Raw genomic sequence first — 13,975 nt, 5'->3', positions numbered from 1 at the left:
GACTGCCGGCACATGTTTCTCTACCCATGGTGAGATGCGCGTGCTTGAATTACCATTTACAAAAAGTCGAGCAGCATGTATAAATGCTTCATTCGGTGCAAGGATTTGGCCAGAGCCGTCGCCGCCGACCTTCTTTGATCTCTTGGTGGCACCCTCGGTGTGGCCGCACGTCACCAGCGTCAAGAGAAAACAGCACAACTACAGATGAATGAAGCACTGCTACAGGGAGATGACGATGCTGGATGTAAAGAGACTCCAGGTTTTGCTAAGAGTCGTTGAAACGGGGTCGGTGAGCGCCGCCGCCGACGAGCTTTTCTACACGCCCTCGGCCGTTTCCCAGCAGCTGCGGAAGCTCGAGGAAGAAGTCGGCCAGCCGTTGTTGCGGCGCCGGTCGCGCGGAATGGTCCCCACGGACGCAGGCCACGTGCTCGCCGGCCACGCCCGCACGATCCTGCATCAGATGGATGCGGCGATGGCCGATCTGGCCCAACTGGCCAGCGTGGGCGGCGGCAGCCTCAACCTCGGGACCTTCCCCACGCTCGGGGGCTCGTTCCTGCCTTTGGTCATCAGCCGGTTCCGCAGCCAGTACCCGGCGATCAACTTGCACGTGACCAGCAGCCGCCTGGACGGCCTGCTCGAGCTGTTGGCGCGCGGGGAATTGGGGCTCAGTCTCCTGTGGGAGTACGAATGGAACCCCCTGGATCCCAAGAAATTCGACCTGCTTCCGGTGTTCGAGGAGCCGACCGTTCTCTTGGTCGGAGCGGAGCACGCGCTGGCGCAACGGGGCGAGGTGTCGATGGCTGATCTTGGCGCGGAGCAGTGGATCGTGCGGGCACACAACCATCCGGTGGGTGAGGTCCTGCAGCGCTCAGCCAACGCCGCGGGGTTCTCCCCGCGCATCTCGTTCCAGGCCAACGACTACCAGGAGGCCCAGGCCATGGTCAGCGTCGGACTGGGCATCGCCCTGGCGCCGCTAAGTGCCGTCGTGATCCAGCACCCCGGCGTCAAGGTCCTGCGCCTGGGCGACAGTGCGCCGTCCCGGCGGGTCCTGCTGGCGCAGCGGCACGACCGTGTGCGCGCCCCGGCCGAGGTGGCATTCCAGTCCTTGCTCCTTCGTGTTGCCGAGGAATGGGAGCGTGACTTCGTTTTGCCGGCGGACACGGAGCGTGGGCAAGCGCAGCAATAGGTGTACTGCCCCTCCAACGCCATGCAGTAGGGTCCCGCAATGTGTCTCGTGGCCGTTGGGCGCCCTGAATCGCCAATTCTACTTGCGGTCGGCACCGCCCCTGGGGTTGTGGAAGCGTTCCCGGTGCGAGGCTGGATTCCATTTGCCCTCGAGCGGCGGACGGTCAGTCGGTGCGGTCTTGGCGAAAGGCCACGAGGCGTGACTGTACCTCCCAATACGGCGTCGCGGCCGGCGGCGCTAACACCAGCACCGGGCACAGCCGTACCATGACAAGGCACGCGGCCACACCCTGCAAACGCGACTGTAGTACTAGATGACCATCAGGTCCCGACCTGCAACGATCTTCCCGTCAAAGCCCTTCCGCGCGTCGGCAAGCCAGGTCTCCTCGAGCACCGCCGGACTCCCCGGCACGAAGTGTGAAAGGACCAGCTGGCCAACGCCGGCCTGCTCGGCGATGTTTCCAACGTCTGTGGAGGAAGTGTGGGAGTTGATCAGGTGCTCGCGCAGTCTGGCCCCGTTTGAACGCCTGAGCAAGGGATCGATGCTAGGGACGTGCATGACCTCGTGCACCAGCACGTCCGCGCCCTTGGCCAGCTCGATGAGGCTGTCGCACGGCGTGGTGTCCCCGGAGATGACGTAGGACCGGTCCTCGGTGTCGATCCGGTAGGCCAACGCCGGGATCGGAGGGTGGTTCACCCAGGCCGCGGAGATCCTCACCCGGTCGTCCTCATAGACCGTGCCGGGATCGACCACGTCGGTTGCGGTGACCAGGTCGGCGAAGTCGGGACGTCCCTCATCAACCTTCCGGGTCTCCACGTCGGTGCTGGAATACTCGAGAAATGCCGCCCAGATTCCCGTCCAGGGGGCCGGGCCGAACGTGGACACCTCACGGGCCAGGTTCGCACACCAGGAAAGGTGCAGAAGTGTGCCGGCATCGGCGTTGTGGTCGGAATGGTGGTGGGTGATTCCCATGGCCCGGATCGAGTCAAAGGGCAGTCGCGCAAAGGCCATCTGCCGTGCGATCCCGTTGCCGGCGTCGATGATGTAGGTGGCATCTCCCACAACGATGGCATTGGCCGCGGCGCTGCGCTCGGTCTTGGGAGTGGGGCCACCGCCGGTACCCAAGAGAACCAGTGAGCTTGTCATGATGTGTGTCTTTCCTCGTGTCGTCTTCGCTCAGCGCACATGGCGCAGGAATTCCTTGGTGCGTTCGTGTTGCGGGGCTTCGAAGATCTGCCCGGGTGTGCCCGATTCGATGATGGTCCCGGCATCCATGACGGTCACCGAGTCGGCGACCTCGCGGGCAAAGGACATCTCGTGGGTCACCACGATCATCGTCATGCCGCCGGCGGCCAGGTCCTTCATGACCCGCAGGACTTCGCCGACCAGTTCGGGGTCCAACGCCGAGGTGGGTTCGTCGAAGAGCATCATCTTCGGCTCCATGGCCAGGGCACGGGCAATGGCCACGCGCTGCTGTTGCCCTCCCGAGAGCGAGGAGGGGTAGGCCTTGGCCTTGTCGGCCAGGCCGACCTTATCCAGCAAATCCAGGGCCCGGGCGGTGGCCTTGGCCTTTCCTCCCTTTTTCAGCAGGGTTGGTGCCAGGGTGATGTTTTGCAAGACAGTGTAGTGCGGGAAGAGATTGAAGTGCTGGAAGACCATGCCGATATCCTGGCGCTGTCTGTCCACCGTGGCCCGCGGCCGCTGGTGCATTTTCCCGCCGCGTTCCTCATAAGCCAAGGTCGTCCCGTTCATGGTGATGCGGCCGGCGTCGATGGATTCAAGGTGGTTGATGCAGCGCAGCAGGGTCGATTTTCCGGACCCCGAGGGGCCCAGCAAGCAGGCCACGGTGCCCTCGGGCACCTCCAGGCTCACGCCCTTGAGCACATGGTGGTTGGCGTAGAACTTGTGGACCGCGGAGATGTCCAGCAAGGCGGTTGGTGCCATGGTTAGATCGATACCCTTCTCTGGCCGCGCTCGAGGCGGTGTTCGAGGATGGACTGCCCGATGGTCGCGATCCCGGTGACCAGCAGGTACCAGGCAGAGGCGATCACCAGCAGTTCGAGTGTGCGCAGGTTGGTGGCCGCAATGTTCTGGGCCTCGGTCAGCAGGTCACCGCCGGCGATCACCGAGACCAGCGAGGTCATCTTGATCATGGTCACGAACTGGCTGCCGGCCGGAGGTAGGATCACGCGCATGGCTTGGGGCAGAATGACCTTGGCCATCGAGTGCCCGGGGCCCAGGCCCAGTGCCGTGGCGGCTTCGCGCTGTCCCTGGTCGACCGAGCGCAGGCCCGAACGTATCACTTCGCCCATGTAGGCGGCCTCGTTGATGGCCAGTGCAAGGATCGATGCGACAAAGGGTGTGACCAAATCGTTCATGTCCCACCCGGCCCAGACCTCGTCGGGGTTGAACGGATTGACGATGTCCACCCGCGACCAGAAGAGTGCCAGGTTGCCCATGAACAGGATCAGCACGAGCAACGGGATGCTGCGGATCAAGGCAACGTAGCCGAATCCAATGGCCCGCAGCACGGGGTTGTGGGACAGGCGCATCACGGCCACCAGATAGCCGCCCACGGTACCGAGCACCATGGAAATGACCGCCAGCACGATGGTGCTCTTCACGCCGGCGAGGATCGATTCCGCCGTGAGGTACCTGAGGATCGTTGCGTGATCCAGGGCCGGGTTGAGCCAGAGGTTGAGTGCACCCCAGATGATCACGACCGCCGCCAAGACCCCGAAAACGATCCGCCAGGGGTGGCGCTTGGCAGCCACCGGGTCCTTGACCCCGGCCAAGGCGGCCTGGCGATGGGAAAGCAACGAGTTTGTCATTTGGCTTCCTTTGCTGGTGCGTCCAGGGCGAGGTCTTCGGTGTGCCATTTCGTGAGGATGCCGGCGATGGTGCCGTCCGCCCGCATCAAGTCCAGTGCCGACTGGATCGAGTCGTGGACCTCGCGGTTGCCCTTGGCGGTGATGATCCCGATGGGCTGGAGCTGGTAGGTTGCCTCCCCGCCCATCTCGAAGATGGAGCGGGTGGCCTTTTGCTCGGAGATGTAGCGCATCACTGGGGTGTTGCCTAGGAAGGCCGCGTCGCGGCCCGCCTGGACCGAAAGCCTGGCATCGCCCGGGGCACCGTACTGGTTGATCGCCACGGGCTTCTTGCCCTCGGCCACGCAGGCCCGGCTCGTTTCCTCGGCCAGTTCAAGCTGGACTCCTCCCCGGACAATGGCCACGGGAAGTCCACAGAGGTCCGCCGCCGATTTGATGTCATGCGAGTTCCCGCGGCGCACCAGCGGGGAGGTGGCCTGATTCATGTAGTTGGCGAAGTCAACGGCGGCCCTGCGCTGCTCGGTGTCGCCGATCAGGTCCATGCCCCCGTCCACCTGGCCGGACTGCACGGCGGGAATCAGCCCGGCAAAAGGGAACTGTTTCCAGGCGACCGTGACCCCGAGCCGCTTTCCGACCTCATCGGCAATGTCCTTGTTGATGCCTTCGATCTTGTTGCCGCCATCCTGCTGGAAGATCAACGGAGGGGAAGCAAGCTGGGATCCGATCACCAGCACGCCTTTGTCCCGCACCGACTCCGGAAGCTCGACGATCTGGGTATGCGACTCACCCTGTTCCGCGCCCGCCTCGTTGGCGGAGACGCCGGGGCGCAAGACCACACAGCTGCTCAGAGCCAGGGTCGCCGCCAGGGACAGCGTGGCAACGGCGGTGACCGGGAACATTTTGCGGCGCATCTCTTCACCTTTCGGTTTCGTTGTGCGAAAATAGTATTCGCTACACGAAACAGTATTGATGTGACGCACATCTCGCGTCAAGGATGTGTCCGCATCCTTCGCGACAATTAAGCCATTTGAAGGACCACAACATGGATGCAGGGTCCCCACGCAACGAATACGTCCAGGCGTTCGAACGCGGATTGGCGGTGATTTCCGCCTTTGACGGCTCCCCACTGACCCTCTCCGAGGTCGCCGAGCGGGTGGGAATGTCCCCCGCTGCTGCCCGGCGCTACCTCAGCACGCTGACCGAACTGGGATACTTCACCCACCACGGTGGCCGTTTCTCGGCCCAGGCCAAGTTGCTTGAGCTGTCGAATCCCTACCTTGCCGCCAACGACCCCACCCTGCGGGCGCAGTCCGTCCTGGAGGAGCTGACCGGCCGCATCAACGAGACCACCACGCTCACGCTGCTCAAGGGCAGCGAGGTCCTCAACGTCCTTGACATCCAAACGACTCACGAGCTGGCCATCCAAGTCGACCGCGGGAAGCTGCTGCCTGCCTATTGCACGGCCATGGGTCGGGCCATGCTTTCCTTGTTGCCGGGCGCCGGCGCCGCCAAACTGCTAGGCGCTACCCAGCAGGAACCTCGCACGAAGCACACGCTGACAGACCCCGACCAGATCCTGAAGCAGGTCCGGCTGGCCCGCACGCGCGGGTACGCGTTCGTGGAGGAAGAGCACACCGCGGGCATCCGGACCATGTCCATGGCCTTCCAACTTCCCCGCGGACAGCTGGCCGCGTTCAGCGCCCCAACCCCGACGGCGCGCGAGTCCCGGAAGGAATACATCGCTCGCGTCGAAGGACCGCTGCGCGACGCCGTGCAAGCCATGACCGGCAAGCCCGGGCACTAAATCAGGCCCAAGCAATTCCAGAAAACGCCTGTTTTGGGGCTCCACAGGAGGCCGCAGGCAGGTTCCTCACGCCGCGACGAGTCCCCGCATGAGACCTGGCACGATCGATGGTCGGACGCAAGGCCCGGCGCACCTTCAAGGACGAAGCCATGCCTACTGAAATCATGCGGTGGCAGGCCAGGATCAAGGCCATCAAGGACCCCGATCCGATGTCACCCCAGAAGCCGGTCGCGAGTAGGAACTAGCCCAGGGGCGGGAAACCGGGTCCTGGAACCAGGGACTCCACGGCTGCGGCAACCCGGAATGCCATGGCCTCGTCAAAGGGGTGGGCGACGACCTGCACTCCGGTGGGCACCGAGTCGGTGGACATCCCGCTGGGAACCGACACGACAGGGCAGCGGTTGGCGACGTTGAACGGGCTGGTCAGGTGCGCCTCCCAGTAGTGGCCCAGGTGCCGGGTGGCGGTGTCGATCCCGTCGAGGTAGTCCCCGTCGGCGGCCAGCGAGGCCACCGCCGAGGTCGGGCACAACAGCGCGTCCAGCCCGTCCGTCGCCGCGGCGAGCTCGGCCTGGAGCGCATGGTCCATGGCGAGGGATTCCACCAGGGAGTACCGTTTTGCCGCCGCGGCCGCGTCCTTGATGAACCGGGCCGTGTAGGCCGCCAGCTCGGACTCGGTGCCGGCGGTCTCCGCCGCCATGGCCGGGCCCAGGATGTGCCCGAAGTGGGCGAAGGTCGTTTCGGTGATCCGCGCGGTGGTCCAGGGAAGGTCAACCGGGACGATCACCGCTCCCGCGGCTTCCAGCGCCCGGGCGACCTTCAGCGTGTTTTCCCTGATTTCGGGTGCCACCGGGTAGTCGCCCAGCGTGAGGGACAGTCCGATGCGCAGCCCGGTCACGTCCCCGCCTCCAAGCGGGTTGCTGCCGTTTTCGCCCCAGGAGCCGTGATCTGAGTGGTGGCGTCCGGACAGGACGGAGGCCAGCAGCGCGGTGTCTGCAACGGTGCGTCCCATCGGCCCGTCGCCGCGGTACCAGTCCGCGGCCAGCGCCCCGGCCCCCGGAATCCGGCCGTAAGGCGCCTTGTAGCCCACCGTTCCGGTGAACCCGGCCGGGATGCGGGTGGACCCGGCTATGTCCGAGGCCGTGGCCAGCGTGGTGAACCCGGCGGCCAGGGCCGCCCCGGATCCGCCGGAGGATCCGCCGGGCGAGGCCTGCATGTTCCACGGGTTCCGGGTGATGCCCCACATGGGCGAGTGTGTGGTGGTCGCACAGCTGAATTCGGGGCTCGTGGTGCGGGCGTGGATGATGCCGCCCGCGGTCTTCAGCCGCTCCACCACGGGGTGGTCGGCGGTGGCGATGCGGCCGCGGTGGGCCGCCAGTCCCTGTTCGAGCTTCAGCCCGGCGATGCCATGCTTTTCCTTCGTGGCCACGCTCAGCCCGAGCAGCGCCGGGACGTCGCCACCCTCCCGCGCCAGGCGCACATACTCGTCCGCAGCTGCATGGGCCCGCGCGCGGGCGGTGTCGAAGAGGGTCTCGGTGAAGGCATTGATGCCGGTCTCCCGGTCCCCGTTGTGCGACTCGATCCGTTGGATCTGGGCTTCGAGGACCTCCACCGGCGAGATCTCCAGGGAGCGGAACAAGGCCAGCGCCTCGGTGGCCGGCAGCAGCGCCAGCGAATCCACGGCGGTGGTCGCGCCCGGGGTCACGCGGCACCGGCCTTCGAGAGTTCCTGTTCGGTGGAGTCGCTGGCCTTCAGCGCCCCGTTGACCATTTCCCAGGCCACCGCTTCCAGCGCCTTGACCCCGGCCACCATGTCGGCATCCGTGGTGAACTCACGTTCGCAGTGGCTGACGCCGTCCACCGAGGGGATGAACATCATCACGGTCGGAACGATGCGGTTCATGGCCACCGAGTCGTGTCCGGCCATGGTGCGGATCCGGCGCACCGAAAGGCCCAGGTTCGCGGCGACCTTCTCGGTCAACTCCAGTCCGTCCTCCGGGTAGTACTGGATCCCGCGGACATCGAAGTCGTTGACGTTGATGCGGATGTCGTGGTCCTTGGCGATCTGCGCGATGTCGGCGAGCAGGGAGGCCCGTGCCTCGGCCACGATTTCCGGGCTGGCCGAGCGCAGGTCGGCGACCAGGTGCACCCGGCGGGCCACCACGATCGGCGAGTTCGGTTCCAGGGTCAGCTGGCCGACCGAGGACACCAGCGCTTCCTCGGCGAACTTTTGCGTAACGTCGTGGACCAGCAGCACCACCTTGGAGGCGGCCACCAGTGCGTCGTGGCGGTCGGCCATCGCGGTGGCGCCGGTGTGCGACTGTTCGCCGAGCACCTCGATGTCCAGCTTCTGGGTGTACCAGGAGTAGTCCACGGCGCCCAGGGTGATGCCCTCGCGCTCCAGGATCCTGCCCTGCTCGATGTGGATCTCCGCATAGCCGGCCAGCTCCGGGCGTTCGTCGGTGCCCAGGTAGCCGATGGCTTCCAGGGCCTGCGCTACGGTGGTGCCGGAGAGGTCCTTCACGGCGAGCATTTTTTCCTGGTCCATCAGCCCGGCGAAGACCGAGGAGCCCATGATGGAGGGGGCGAAGCGCCCGCCCTCCTCGTTGAACCAGTTCACCACCGCCAGGTTGAACACCGGGGCGGTGCCCGTCGCGGCCAGGGAATCGGCCACGCGTTCGGCGGCATGCAGCCCGGCCAGTACACCGTAGGCTCCGTCGAAGCGTCCTCCCAGCGGCTGGGAATCCAGGTGCGAACCCAGCAGGATGTAGGGCGCACCGGGGACCATCTCGACAAGGGCGAACATGTTCCCTATCCCGTCGACGCGCACCTCCCAGTTCCGTTTCTTGGCGAAGGCGGCAAACCAGTCGCGGGTGGCCTTGTCCGCATCGGTGGCGGCCTGGCGCTCGACGCCGTTGTTGTCGGTCGCCCCGATTCCGGCGACGTGGTGGAAATCGGTCAGGAATGTTGCATCGCTCATGGGGGTGCTCCTTGCGGTGGTTCGCTGGTTCAGTTGAAGGTCAAGGGTGGGTCAGCCGACGCGGTGGTGCGTCTCCGGGACCTTGGTGAGGGTCAGCAGCAGGAACACGATGACGGCGGCACCGGCCATGTAGTAGCCCGGCGCCGCGCTCAGCCCGGACTGGGAAACCAGGAAGGTCCCGACGAAGGGGGCGGATCCACCGAAGATCGCGTAGCCGACGTTGTAGCTGATGGCCGCCGAGGTGAAGCGGGTGCGGGTGGTGAAGATTTCGACGAAGAACGTGTAGCAGCCTCCGCCGTAGATGCACATCGGGACCACGAACAGCAGCTGTCCGGCGATGGCCAGCGGCAGCGAGCCGGAAGTGACCAGCATGAAGCACGGGATGGACAGCAGCGCAAGCGCCGCGGAGCCGGCGATCAGCATCGGCTTGCGGCCCACGCGGTCCCCGATGATGCCGCCGACGGGCAACAGGAGCGCGTAGAAGAGCATGGCCGTGGCGTTGGCCAGCAGTGATTGGTCTCGGCTGAGGTTGCCGGTGACCTGGACGTAGGAGACGAAGTAGCCCGAGAGGAAGTAGAAGCCCATGGCGGTCAGCCCCATCACGAAGATGACCTGCAGCATGCGGACTTTGTTCTCCGCGAAGGCCTCGCGCAGGGGGCTGTATTCCTTGGTCTTTTCCTTGGCCAGCACGGCCTTGAAGGCCTCCGATTCCTCGGTCTTGGAGCGGATCCACAGTCCGAAGAAGGCCATGGGCAGGGCCAGGAGGAACGGGATGCGCCAGCCCCAGGACATGAACGACTCGGAGGACATGGAACTGGAGAGCACCAGGATCAGCGTGCCGCCGAAGACCGAGGGAAGAGCGGTGGCAGCCAGGGTGATGTTCAGCCAGAAGCCGCGCTTGTTGATCGGGGCGTGTTCGAAGACGAAGGCCGGGGCCCCGACCGATTCGCCGCCGGCGGAGAAGCCCTGCACCATGCGGCAGAGCACGAGCAGTATCGGGGCAGCGGCACCGATGGCCGCATGGGTGGGCAACAGGCCGATCAGCGCAGTGGCCCCGCCGATGGACAGCAGCGTGATGAACAGGACCTTGCGGCGCCCGATCTTGTCCCCCAGCGCCCCGAAGAACAACCCGCCCAGCGGGCGGACCAGGAAGGCGACGCCGAAGGTCGCGAAGGTGGCCAGGAGCCCGGCCAGCGCACTGGTGCCCGGGAAGAAGAGCTGGGAGAGAACCACCGCGGAGAGCCCATAGAGGGTGAAGTCGTAGAATTCGATGAACTGGCCGATGCTGCCGCCGGCGAGCACGCGCTTTTGCATGCCGTTGGCGGCCTTGCGCTCCTGTTGAAGCACTGCCTGTGGTTCCTGGGATTGGATCTCGGTCTTCATCGACGCTCCTGAATGTGCGGTCCGTGAGGCCTCGTGGCCGAACGGCGGCTATTGATGTCTACCCTTGGAACCATTCTGGTGATTGCCGTCACATAGGTCTAACGGATAATTTCGGTTAGCCCCATCGACCAAATCGATTGGAAGGCCTTCACGCGGAGGGTCCCACCCCGGCTTTCGAGCCGTACAGACCGATGCAAATCTGTTCGAACGCCAGCGACTTGCGTGTCGGCTTGGCCCCAATGGGACGGACCAGCGACATCTCTATCGGTGGCAGGTCCTCGATGATGTCCAGGGGCACCACGGAACCGCCGGCATAGGTCAGTTCGTTGCTCAGCCGCTGGTTCAACAGCGAATACCCGTGTCCGCGGGCAACAAAGGAGCGCACCGTCTCGTAGCCGGAGACCACGTGCCGGATGGAGGGACGGACCCCGAGCTGGCTGAACATGTCCAGGTAGTACTCCCTGGTGTGTTTCGCATCCAGCAGGATCAACGGCTCGTCGGCGAAGTCCCGCAGGCTGACCGGGGTTTGCGGGGTGGCGGCCCGCGGGTGGCCGGCCGGCACCAGCACATGCGGCGGGATCCGTTCCAGGACCAGACGGTCGAATTCTGCCCCGACGCCTTGGTCGTACATCAGCGCCAGCTCGCAGACCCCGTCAAGCAATGCCTGGCGCAGCGACTCCTGGTCCCCCTCGTGGAAACTGACCTTCACGTGGGGGTGCGCCGCCTCGAATTCCTGCAGGATCACCGGGGCCTTGAACGGCGCCAACGGCGAGTACATGCCCACCACCAATTCCCCGGCGAGCGCCTCGCCTTCGTCGCGGACAGCTTGGTAGAGCAGCTCGGCCTCCTCGAGGAAGGCCTGGGATCCCAGCAGCAGGCGTTTGCCGGACGGGGTCAGCCGCAGTCCCTTGCTGGAAAGCCGGGTGAACAGGGACGCCCCGAATTCCTCCTCGAGCCGGGCGATGGCCGAGGAGAGCGTGGACTGGGTGACGTTCAGTTCGGCCGCCGCCGCTGTCATGTTCTCCAGCCGGGCCACCGCTCCGAAGTAGCGCAGCTGTACCAGCGTGAAGGATTTGCTCATGAGTGCATTATGGTGGAGTTTCGCACTTTTGAGTAAGCCGCCCCGGTTTGATCGAGATTCGCAGATTTCCGTGCGGATATACTCCAGATGCCGCCTGGCGGTGTCCCAGCCACACAATGACCGGACCTCAATCTGGCACCCCTTCAACGTTTTTCAATGTTTTGGTTTACTTCACGATTCGGGTCAAAAATTCATAGCCAATGGAATAGACGACATTCATTCGAAGACGATGCTTGACCATTTTGCCATCCCGTATCGATTCAAGAAGTTCTGCTTCTCTGAGTTTCCGGAGATGGCGCGATACCTGCGGAGCTCCGATGCTCAGTCGTCTGGATAGATCACTGGTGGTGCAATATTCGTTAACGAGGTGCCGGCACAGCTCCAAACGGGCGCTATCGGCCAGGACTGCCATTTGATTTTGGATTTCGTGGATGCTTCTGTTGACGGCTCCCATGTCAGAGATCGGGAATTGCACAATGATGGGGATATCGTAGCCCGCGTACTCGTCGTCGTACTTCACAACCACGTGAGGCTTCGTCAGGACACTTGGGACAAGGACGAATTTGCGGCCACTGCCATTGACGAAGGCATTCTGCAGTTTGTCATAAGCTACCTGAGACGTCTGTGGGAAGAAATGTGCGCCTGGAGTCAAAGAGGCCAGCACCGTCGAAGCGGATCCCCCGGACAGCCTTCGTTGGACTTCAACTTCGCTGGCTTTAAGCCGAGCAGAACCCGATTCCCATCGTGCACCAAAGCACGTGTCATGGAAAGTTCGCAGAAACGCAATCAGGACCTGACGGAAGAGCTCGGGATCGCGAGCCAATCGAGCCCCTAGTTCTTCGCGCTCTTCACTCCGTGTCCGGCAGATCTCTAGAAAATCGGCACGGTCGCTGCTGTCGTTCATGATATCCAAGGTACGGTCGGATCGACCACCGATGATCGCTTGAACGCTCATTTGCACAAATGCTTCGAGAGGCAAAGCTGCGACGGTTGCCAGCTCCGAATCGAAGCTTTGGTAGGCGCTGGTGTTCAGTGGCATTAATGCGCGGAATCTGAATCGCGCCCACAGCGGTGAGAACGATCGCATGGTCCGTCTCAACTGAGCGGACATTTCGGCATCAATCGCTTTGAGTTCTCTTGACAGTTCAAGATGATGGCCAGGCTCTGCAATGCAGTGGAGCATGGCCATCATCTCGGCCATCTCTGAGACCCTGACAGTAACATTCGTCGGTTCGACGTCGGTCAGGTCAAAGATGATCGGCATGAGAAGAGCCTAGCCGACCTCGGGTAGTGATGAGGAGCGTCCCAAAACCGAGGAAACAACCGCGTTTAGAAGTGCAGTTTTTCCGCAGATAGGCGCAGCTCCTCCGCATCGACACGGTGCAAAAATCCCTGCAACATCAGCCGATCAATAACTCGAGCAAGGACACGACGATAACTATCAGGATCGCCATAGATCTCTTGCAACTGCTGTACACCAAACGGTGTCTCATTGCCGTGGTACCACGAAGGGCGACCCATGGGCGTCGCAGCTACCAAGGTCGACGTCGGCGCATCGGTGTAAGTGCTTCTTACACCTCCACGAGCGTTGCCCCACTGGTCACGCAAGATGGTATCGGTGTTTCCCTCGGTTTCAAGTAATTGTGAGGGTGGAGGCACACGCCTTCCTTCCGCCCAATCTGCAAGCAGTCCCAGTAGTGCTGCGTAAATATGGGAATTCGGGAAGGTCGACCAGTGTGCTCCGGGAGGCAGTGGGCAATCCTTGAGTCGAAGCATATCCTTCTGACTCATATGGCGCGTTTCCCGGTGTGCCATCCCCGCGATCTCGTAAAGGCGGAATGTTTCGGAATCGTCTCGGCGGTGGCTTAACCCACGGACTTGCCCAGATACCCCGCAATCCCAGCGAACAGACTGAAATTCTGCTTCACCCAATACTTCAATCACCGGAACGTCTATATCCGGTAGCGCTTCACCGCCTGAGGCTCCGGGCAGGTATCCGTCAAAGAGGGGCCCTCCATCCGCCCGACGCATGGCATCGTGGTGCTGCTCGATAAAGCGACGAACGACCCCGCCGGTCTGGGATATTCCGGCGAAGAGTAAGGTCTTGACTTCCGAATTCCTGATTCCCGGCAGCCCTCCACGAAGTGCGTGCGCGACCTGTGCAATGATTTCAAACGATTGGGGTGTCGCCTTCCACCATCGTTCCTTGAACGCATCGTATTGGTCAGCAAGAAGCTCGGGGCTTGGGTTCTCTGTGAAGGGAATCGATCCTGCGAAGTCGCTTGCCAACTCCCCCGCCGTAAACTCCATGTCTCGATACCGTTGGGGATTGCCGCCCTGGATCAGGTCCAGCGCCGAAGGAGCCTGCGAGTCTATTTCTATCCACATATACCCATCACGCATCAGTGCACGGTTGTAGGCGCGCCAGACCGAGGTCCCCCCCCAGATATGGCTTACCTCCGTGAGCGTTCGACCATTGAATTTATCCATGTCTTCAGGCCGTCGAACCAAAATGCGTGTTAGAAATGGTGCCTCGGCTGCGTTACCCGAAACAAAATATTCTTCCTGGATGTATCCATATGCGGGCATTCGTTCTGTTCCGTAGGGTTCGAGCACAACGGCTCGATTTCCCTCGATTTCCGGGATCGGACCCGAAATTTGGGCGCACGGGACTAGGGTCTGTGAGGTGGTCATGTTCTATATCTCCTGTTTTGAAG

General features: G+C 63.2%; 12 protein-coding genes. 2 read left to right on the top strand and 10 right to left on the bottom strand.

Annotated features, from left to right (window positions below):
* Positions 1–235: 235 nt before the first annotated feature.
* Complete coding sequence (locus ACIPVK_RS16795) at positions 236–1,186, top strand: LysR family transcriptional regulator (protein WP_407613124.1); 951 nt, start codon at positions 236–238, stop codon at positions 1,184–1,186.
* Positions 1,187–1,495: 309 nt separating this feature from the next.
* Here the strand turns inward: ACIPVK_RS16795 and ACIPVK_RS16790 are convergent, their stop codons facing one another.
* From ACIPVK_RS16790 to ACIPVK_RS16775, 4 genes are read right to left on the bottom strand one after another with little or no spacing between them, the layout of a single operon-like run.
* Entirely contained in the window at positions 1,496–2,332 is an 837-nt protein-coding gene (locus ACIPVK_RS16790; protein WP_407613123.1) for an MBL fold metallo-hydrolase, read from the bottom strand.
* Positions 2,333–2,362: 30 nt separating this feature from the next.
* Positions 2,363–3,130 (bottom strand): amino acid ABC transporter ATP-binding protein, encoded by a 768-nt coding sequence (locus ACIPVK_RS16785; RefSeq protein ID WP_407613122.1) that lies wholly within the window; start codon positions 3,128–3,130, stop codon positions 2,363–2,365.
* A gap of 2 nt (positions 3,131–3,132) precedes the next feature.
* Positions 3,133–4,017, bottom strand: a complete 885-nt coding sequence (locus tag ACIPVK_RS16780) for an amino acid ABC transporter permease (protein WP_407613121.1) — start codon at positions 4,015–4,017, stop codon at positions 3,133–3,135.
* Positions 4,014–4,925: an ABC transporter substrate-binding protein gene (locus ACIPVK_RS16775; RefSeq protein WP_407613120.1), complete on the bottom strand. Its 912-nt coding sequence runs from the start codon at positions 4,923–4,925 to the stop codon at positions 4,014–4,016. Before ACIPVK_RS16775 ends, ACIPVK_RS16780 begins: the two co-directional genes overlap by 4 nt.
* Before the next feature lie 131 nt (positions 4,926–5,056).
* Here ACIPVK_RS16775 and ACIPVK_RS16770 point away from each other — a divergent pair, with 131 nt between their 5' ends.
* Positions 5,057–5,818, top strand: a complete 762-nt coding sequence (locus ACIPVK_RS16770) for an IclR family transcriptional regulator C-terminal domain-containing protein (protein WP_407613119.1) — start codon at positions 5,057–5,059, stop codon at positions 5,816–5,818.
* Positions 5,819–6,059: 241 nt separating this feature from the next.
* On the opposite strand, the gene ACIPVK_RS16765 is transcribed toward ACIPVK_RS16770, so the two are convergent.
* From ACIPVK_RS16765 to ACIPVK_RS16740, 6 genes are all read right to left on the bottom strand, one after another.
* On the bottom strand, positions 6,060–7,520 hold the full coding sequence (locus tag ACIPVK_RS16765) for an amidase (RefSeq protein ID WP_407613118.1): 1,461 nt from the start codon (positions 7,518–7,520) through the stop codon (positions 6,060–6,062).
* Complete coding sequence (locus ACIPVK_RS16760) at positions 7,517–8,794, bottom strand: M20 family metallo-hydrolase (protein WP_407613117.1); 1,278 nt, start codon at positions 8,792–8,794, stop codon at positions 7,517–7,519. The genes ACIPVK_RS16765 and ACIPVK_RS16760 overlap by 4 nt, the downstream gene beginning before the upstream one ends.
* A 51-nt stretch (positions 8,795–8,845) precedes the next feature.
* A complete protein-coding gene (locus ACIPVK_RS16755) occupies positions 8,846–10,177 on the bottom strand; it encodes an MFS transporter (RefSeq protein ID WP_407613116.1) in 1,332 nt (443 codons plus the stop codon).
* 148 nt (positions 10,178–10,325) lie between these two features.
* Positions 10,326–11,258, bottom strand: a complete 933-nt coding sequence (locus ACIPVK_RS16750; RefSeq protein WP_407613115.1) for a LysR family transcriptional regulator — start codon at positions 11,256–11,258, stop codon at positions 10,326–10,328.
* Between the two features lie 166 nt (positions 11,259–11,424).
* Positions 11,425–12,522: a DUF5937 family protein gene (locus ACIPVK_RS16745; RefSeq protein ID WP_407613114.1), complete on the bottom strand. Its 1,098-nt coding sequence runs from the start codon at positions 12,520–12,522 to the stop codon at positions 11,425–11,427.
* A 65-nt stretch (positions 12,523–12,587) separates the two neighbouring features.
* Positions 12,588–13,952, bottom strand: a complete 1,365-nt coding sequence (locus ACIPVK_RS16740; protein WP_407613113.1) for an alpha/beta hydrolase domain-containing protein — start codon at positions 13,950–13,952, stop codon at positions 12,588–12,590.
* Positions 13,953–13,975: the final 23 nt, after the last annotated feature.

The organism is Paeniglutamicibacter sp. MACA_103 (genome assembly GCF_045798555.1).
Classification (GTDB): Bacteria; Actinomycetota; Actinomycetes; order Actinomycetales; family Micrococcaceae; genus Paeniglutamicibacter.
Note: the sequence above shows the minus strand (reverse complement) of the source record. Positions and strands in the feature narration are given on the sequence as shown.

What these genes read in the sequence shown, in the direction of transcription:
- ACIPVK_RS16795 (WP_407613124.1), top strand. Translation starts at nt 236, where the DNA reads ATGCTGGATGTAAAGAGACTCCAGGTTTTGCTAAGAGTCGTTGAAACG.
- ACIPVK_RS16790 (WP_407613123.1), bottom strand. Translation starts at nt 2,332, where the DNA reads ATGACAAGCTCACTGGTTCTCTTGGGTACCGGCGGTGGCCCCACTCCC.
- ACIPVK_RS16785 (WP_407613122.1), bottom strand. Translation starts at nt 3,130, where the DNA reads ATGGCACCAACCGCCTTGCTGGACATCTCCGCGGTCCACAAGTTCTAC.
- ACIPVK_RS16780 (WP_407613121.1), bottom strand. Translation starts at nt 4,017, where the DNA reads ATGACAAACTCGTTGCTTTCCCATCGCCAGGCCGCCTTGGCCGGGGTC.
- ACIPVK_RS16775 (WP_407613120.1), bottom strand. Translation starts at nt 4,925, where the DNA reads ATGCGCCGCAAAATGTTCCCGGTCACCGCCGTTGCCACGCTGTCCCTG.
- ACIPVK_RS16770 (WP_407613119.1), top strand. Translation starts at nt 5,057, where the DNA reads ATGGATGCAGGGTCCCCACGCAACGAATACGTCCAGGCGTTCGAACGC.
- ACIPVK_RS16760 (WP_407613117.1), bottom strand. Translation starts at nt 8,794, where the DNA reads ATGAGCGATGCAACATTCCTGACCGATTTCCACCACGTCGCCGGAATC.
- ACIPVK_RS16755 (WP_407613116.1), bottom strand. Translation starts at nt 10,177, where the DNA reads ATGAAGACCGAGATCCAATCCCAGGAACCACAGGCAGTGCTTCAACAG.
- ACIPVK_RS16750 (WP_407613115.1), bottom strand. Translation starts at nt 11,258, where the DNA reads ATGAGCAAATCCTTCACGCTGGTACAGCTGCGCTACTTCGGAGCGGTG.
- ACIPVK_RS16745 (WP_407613114.1), bottom strand. Translation starts at nt 12,522, where the DNA reads ATGCCGATCATCTTTGACCTGACCGACGTCGAACCGACGAATGTTACT.
- ACIPVK_RS16740 (WP_407613113.1), bottom strand. Translation starts at nt 13,952, where the DNA reads ATGACCACCTCACAGACCCTAGTCCCGTGCGCCCAAATTTCGGGTCCG.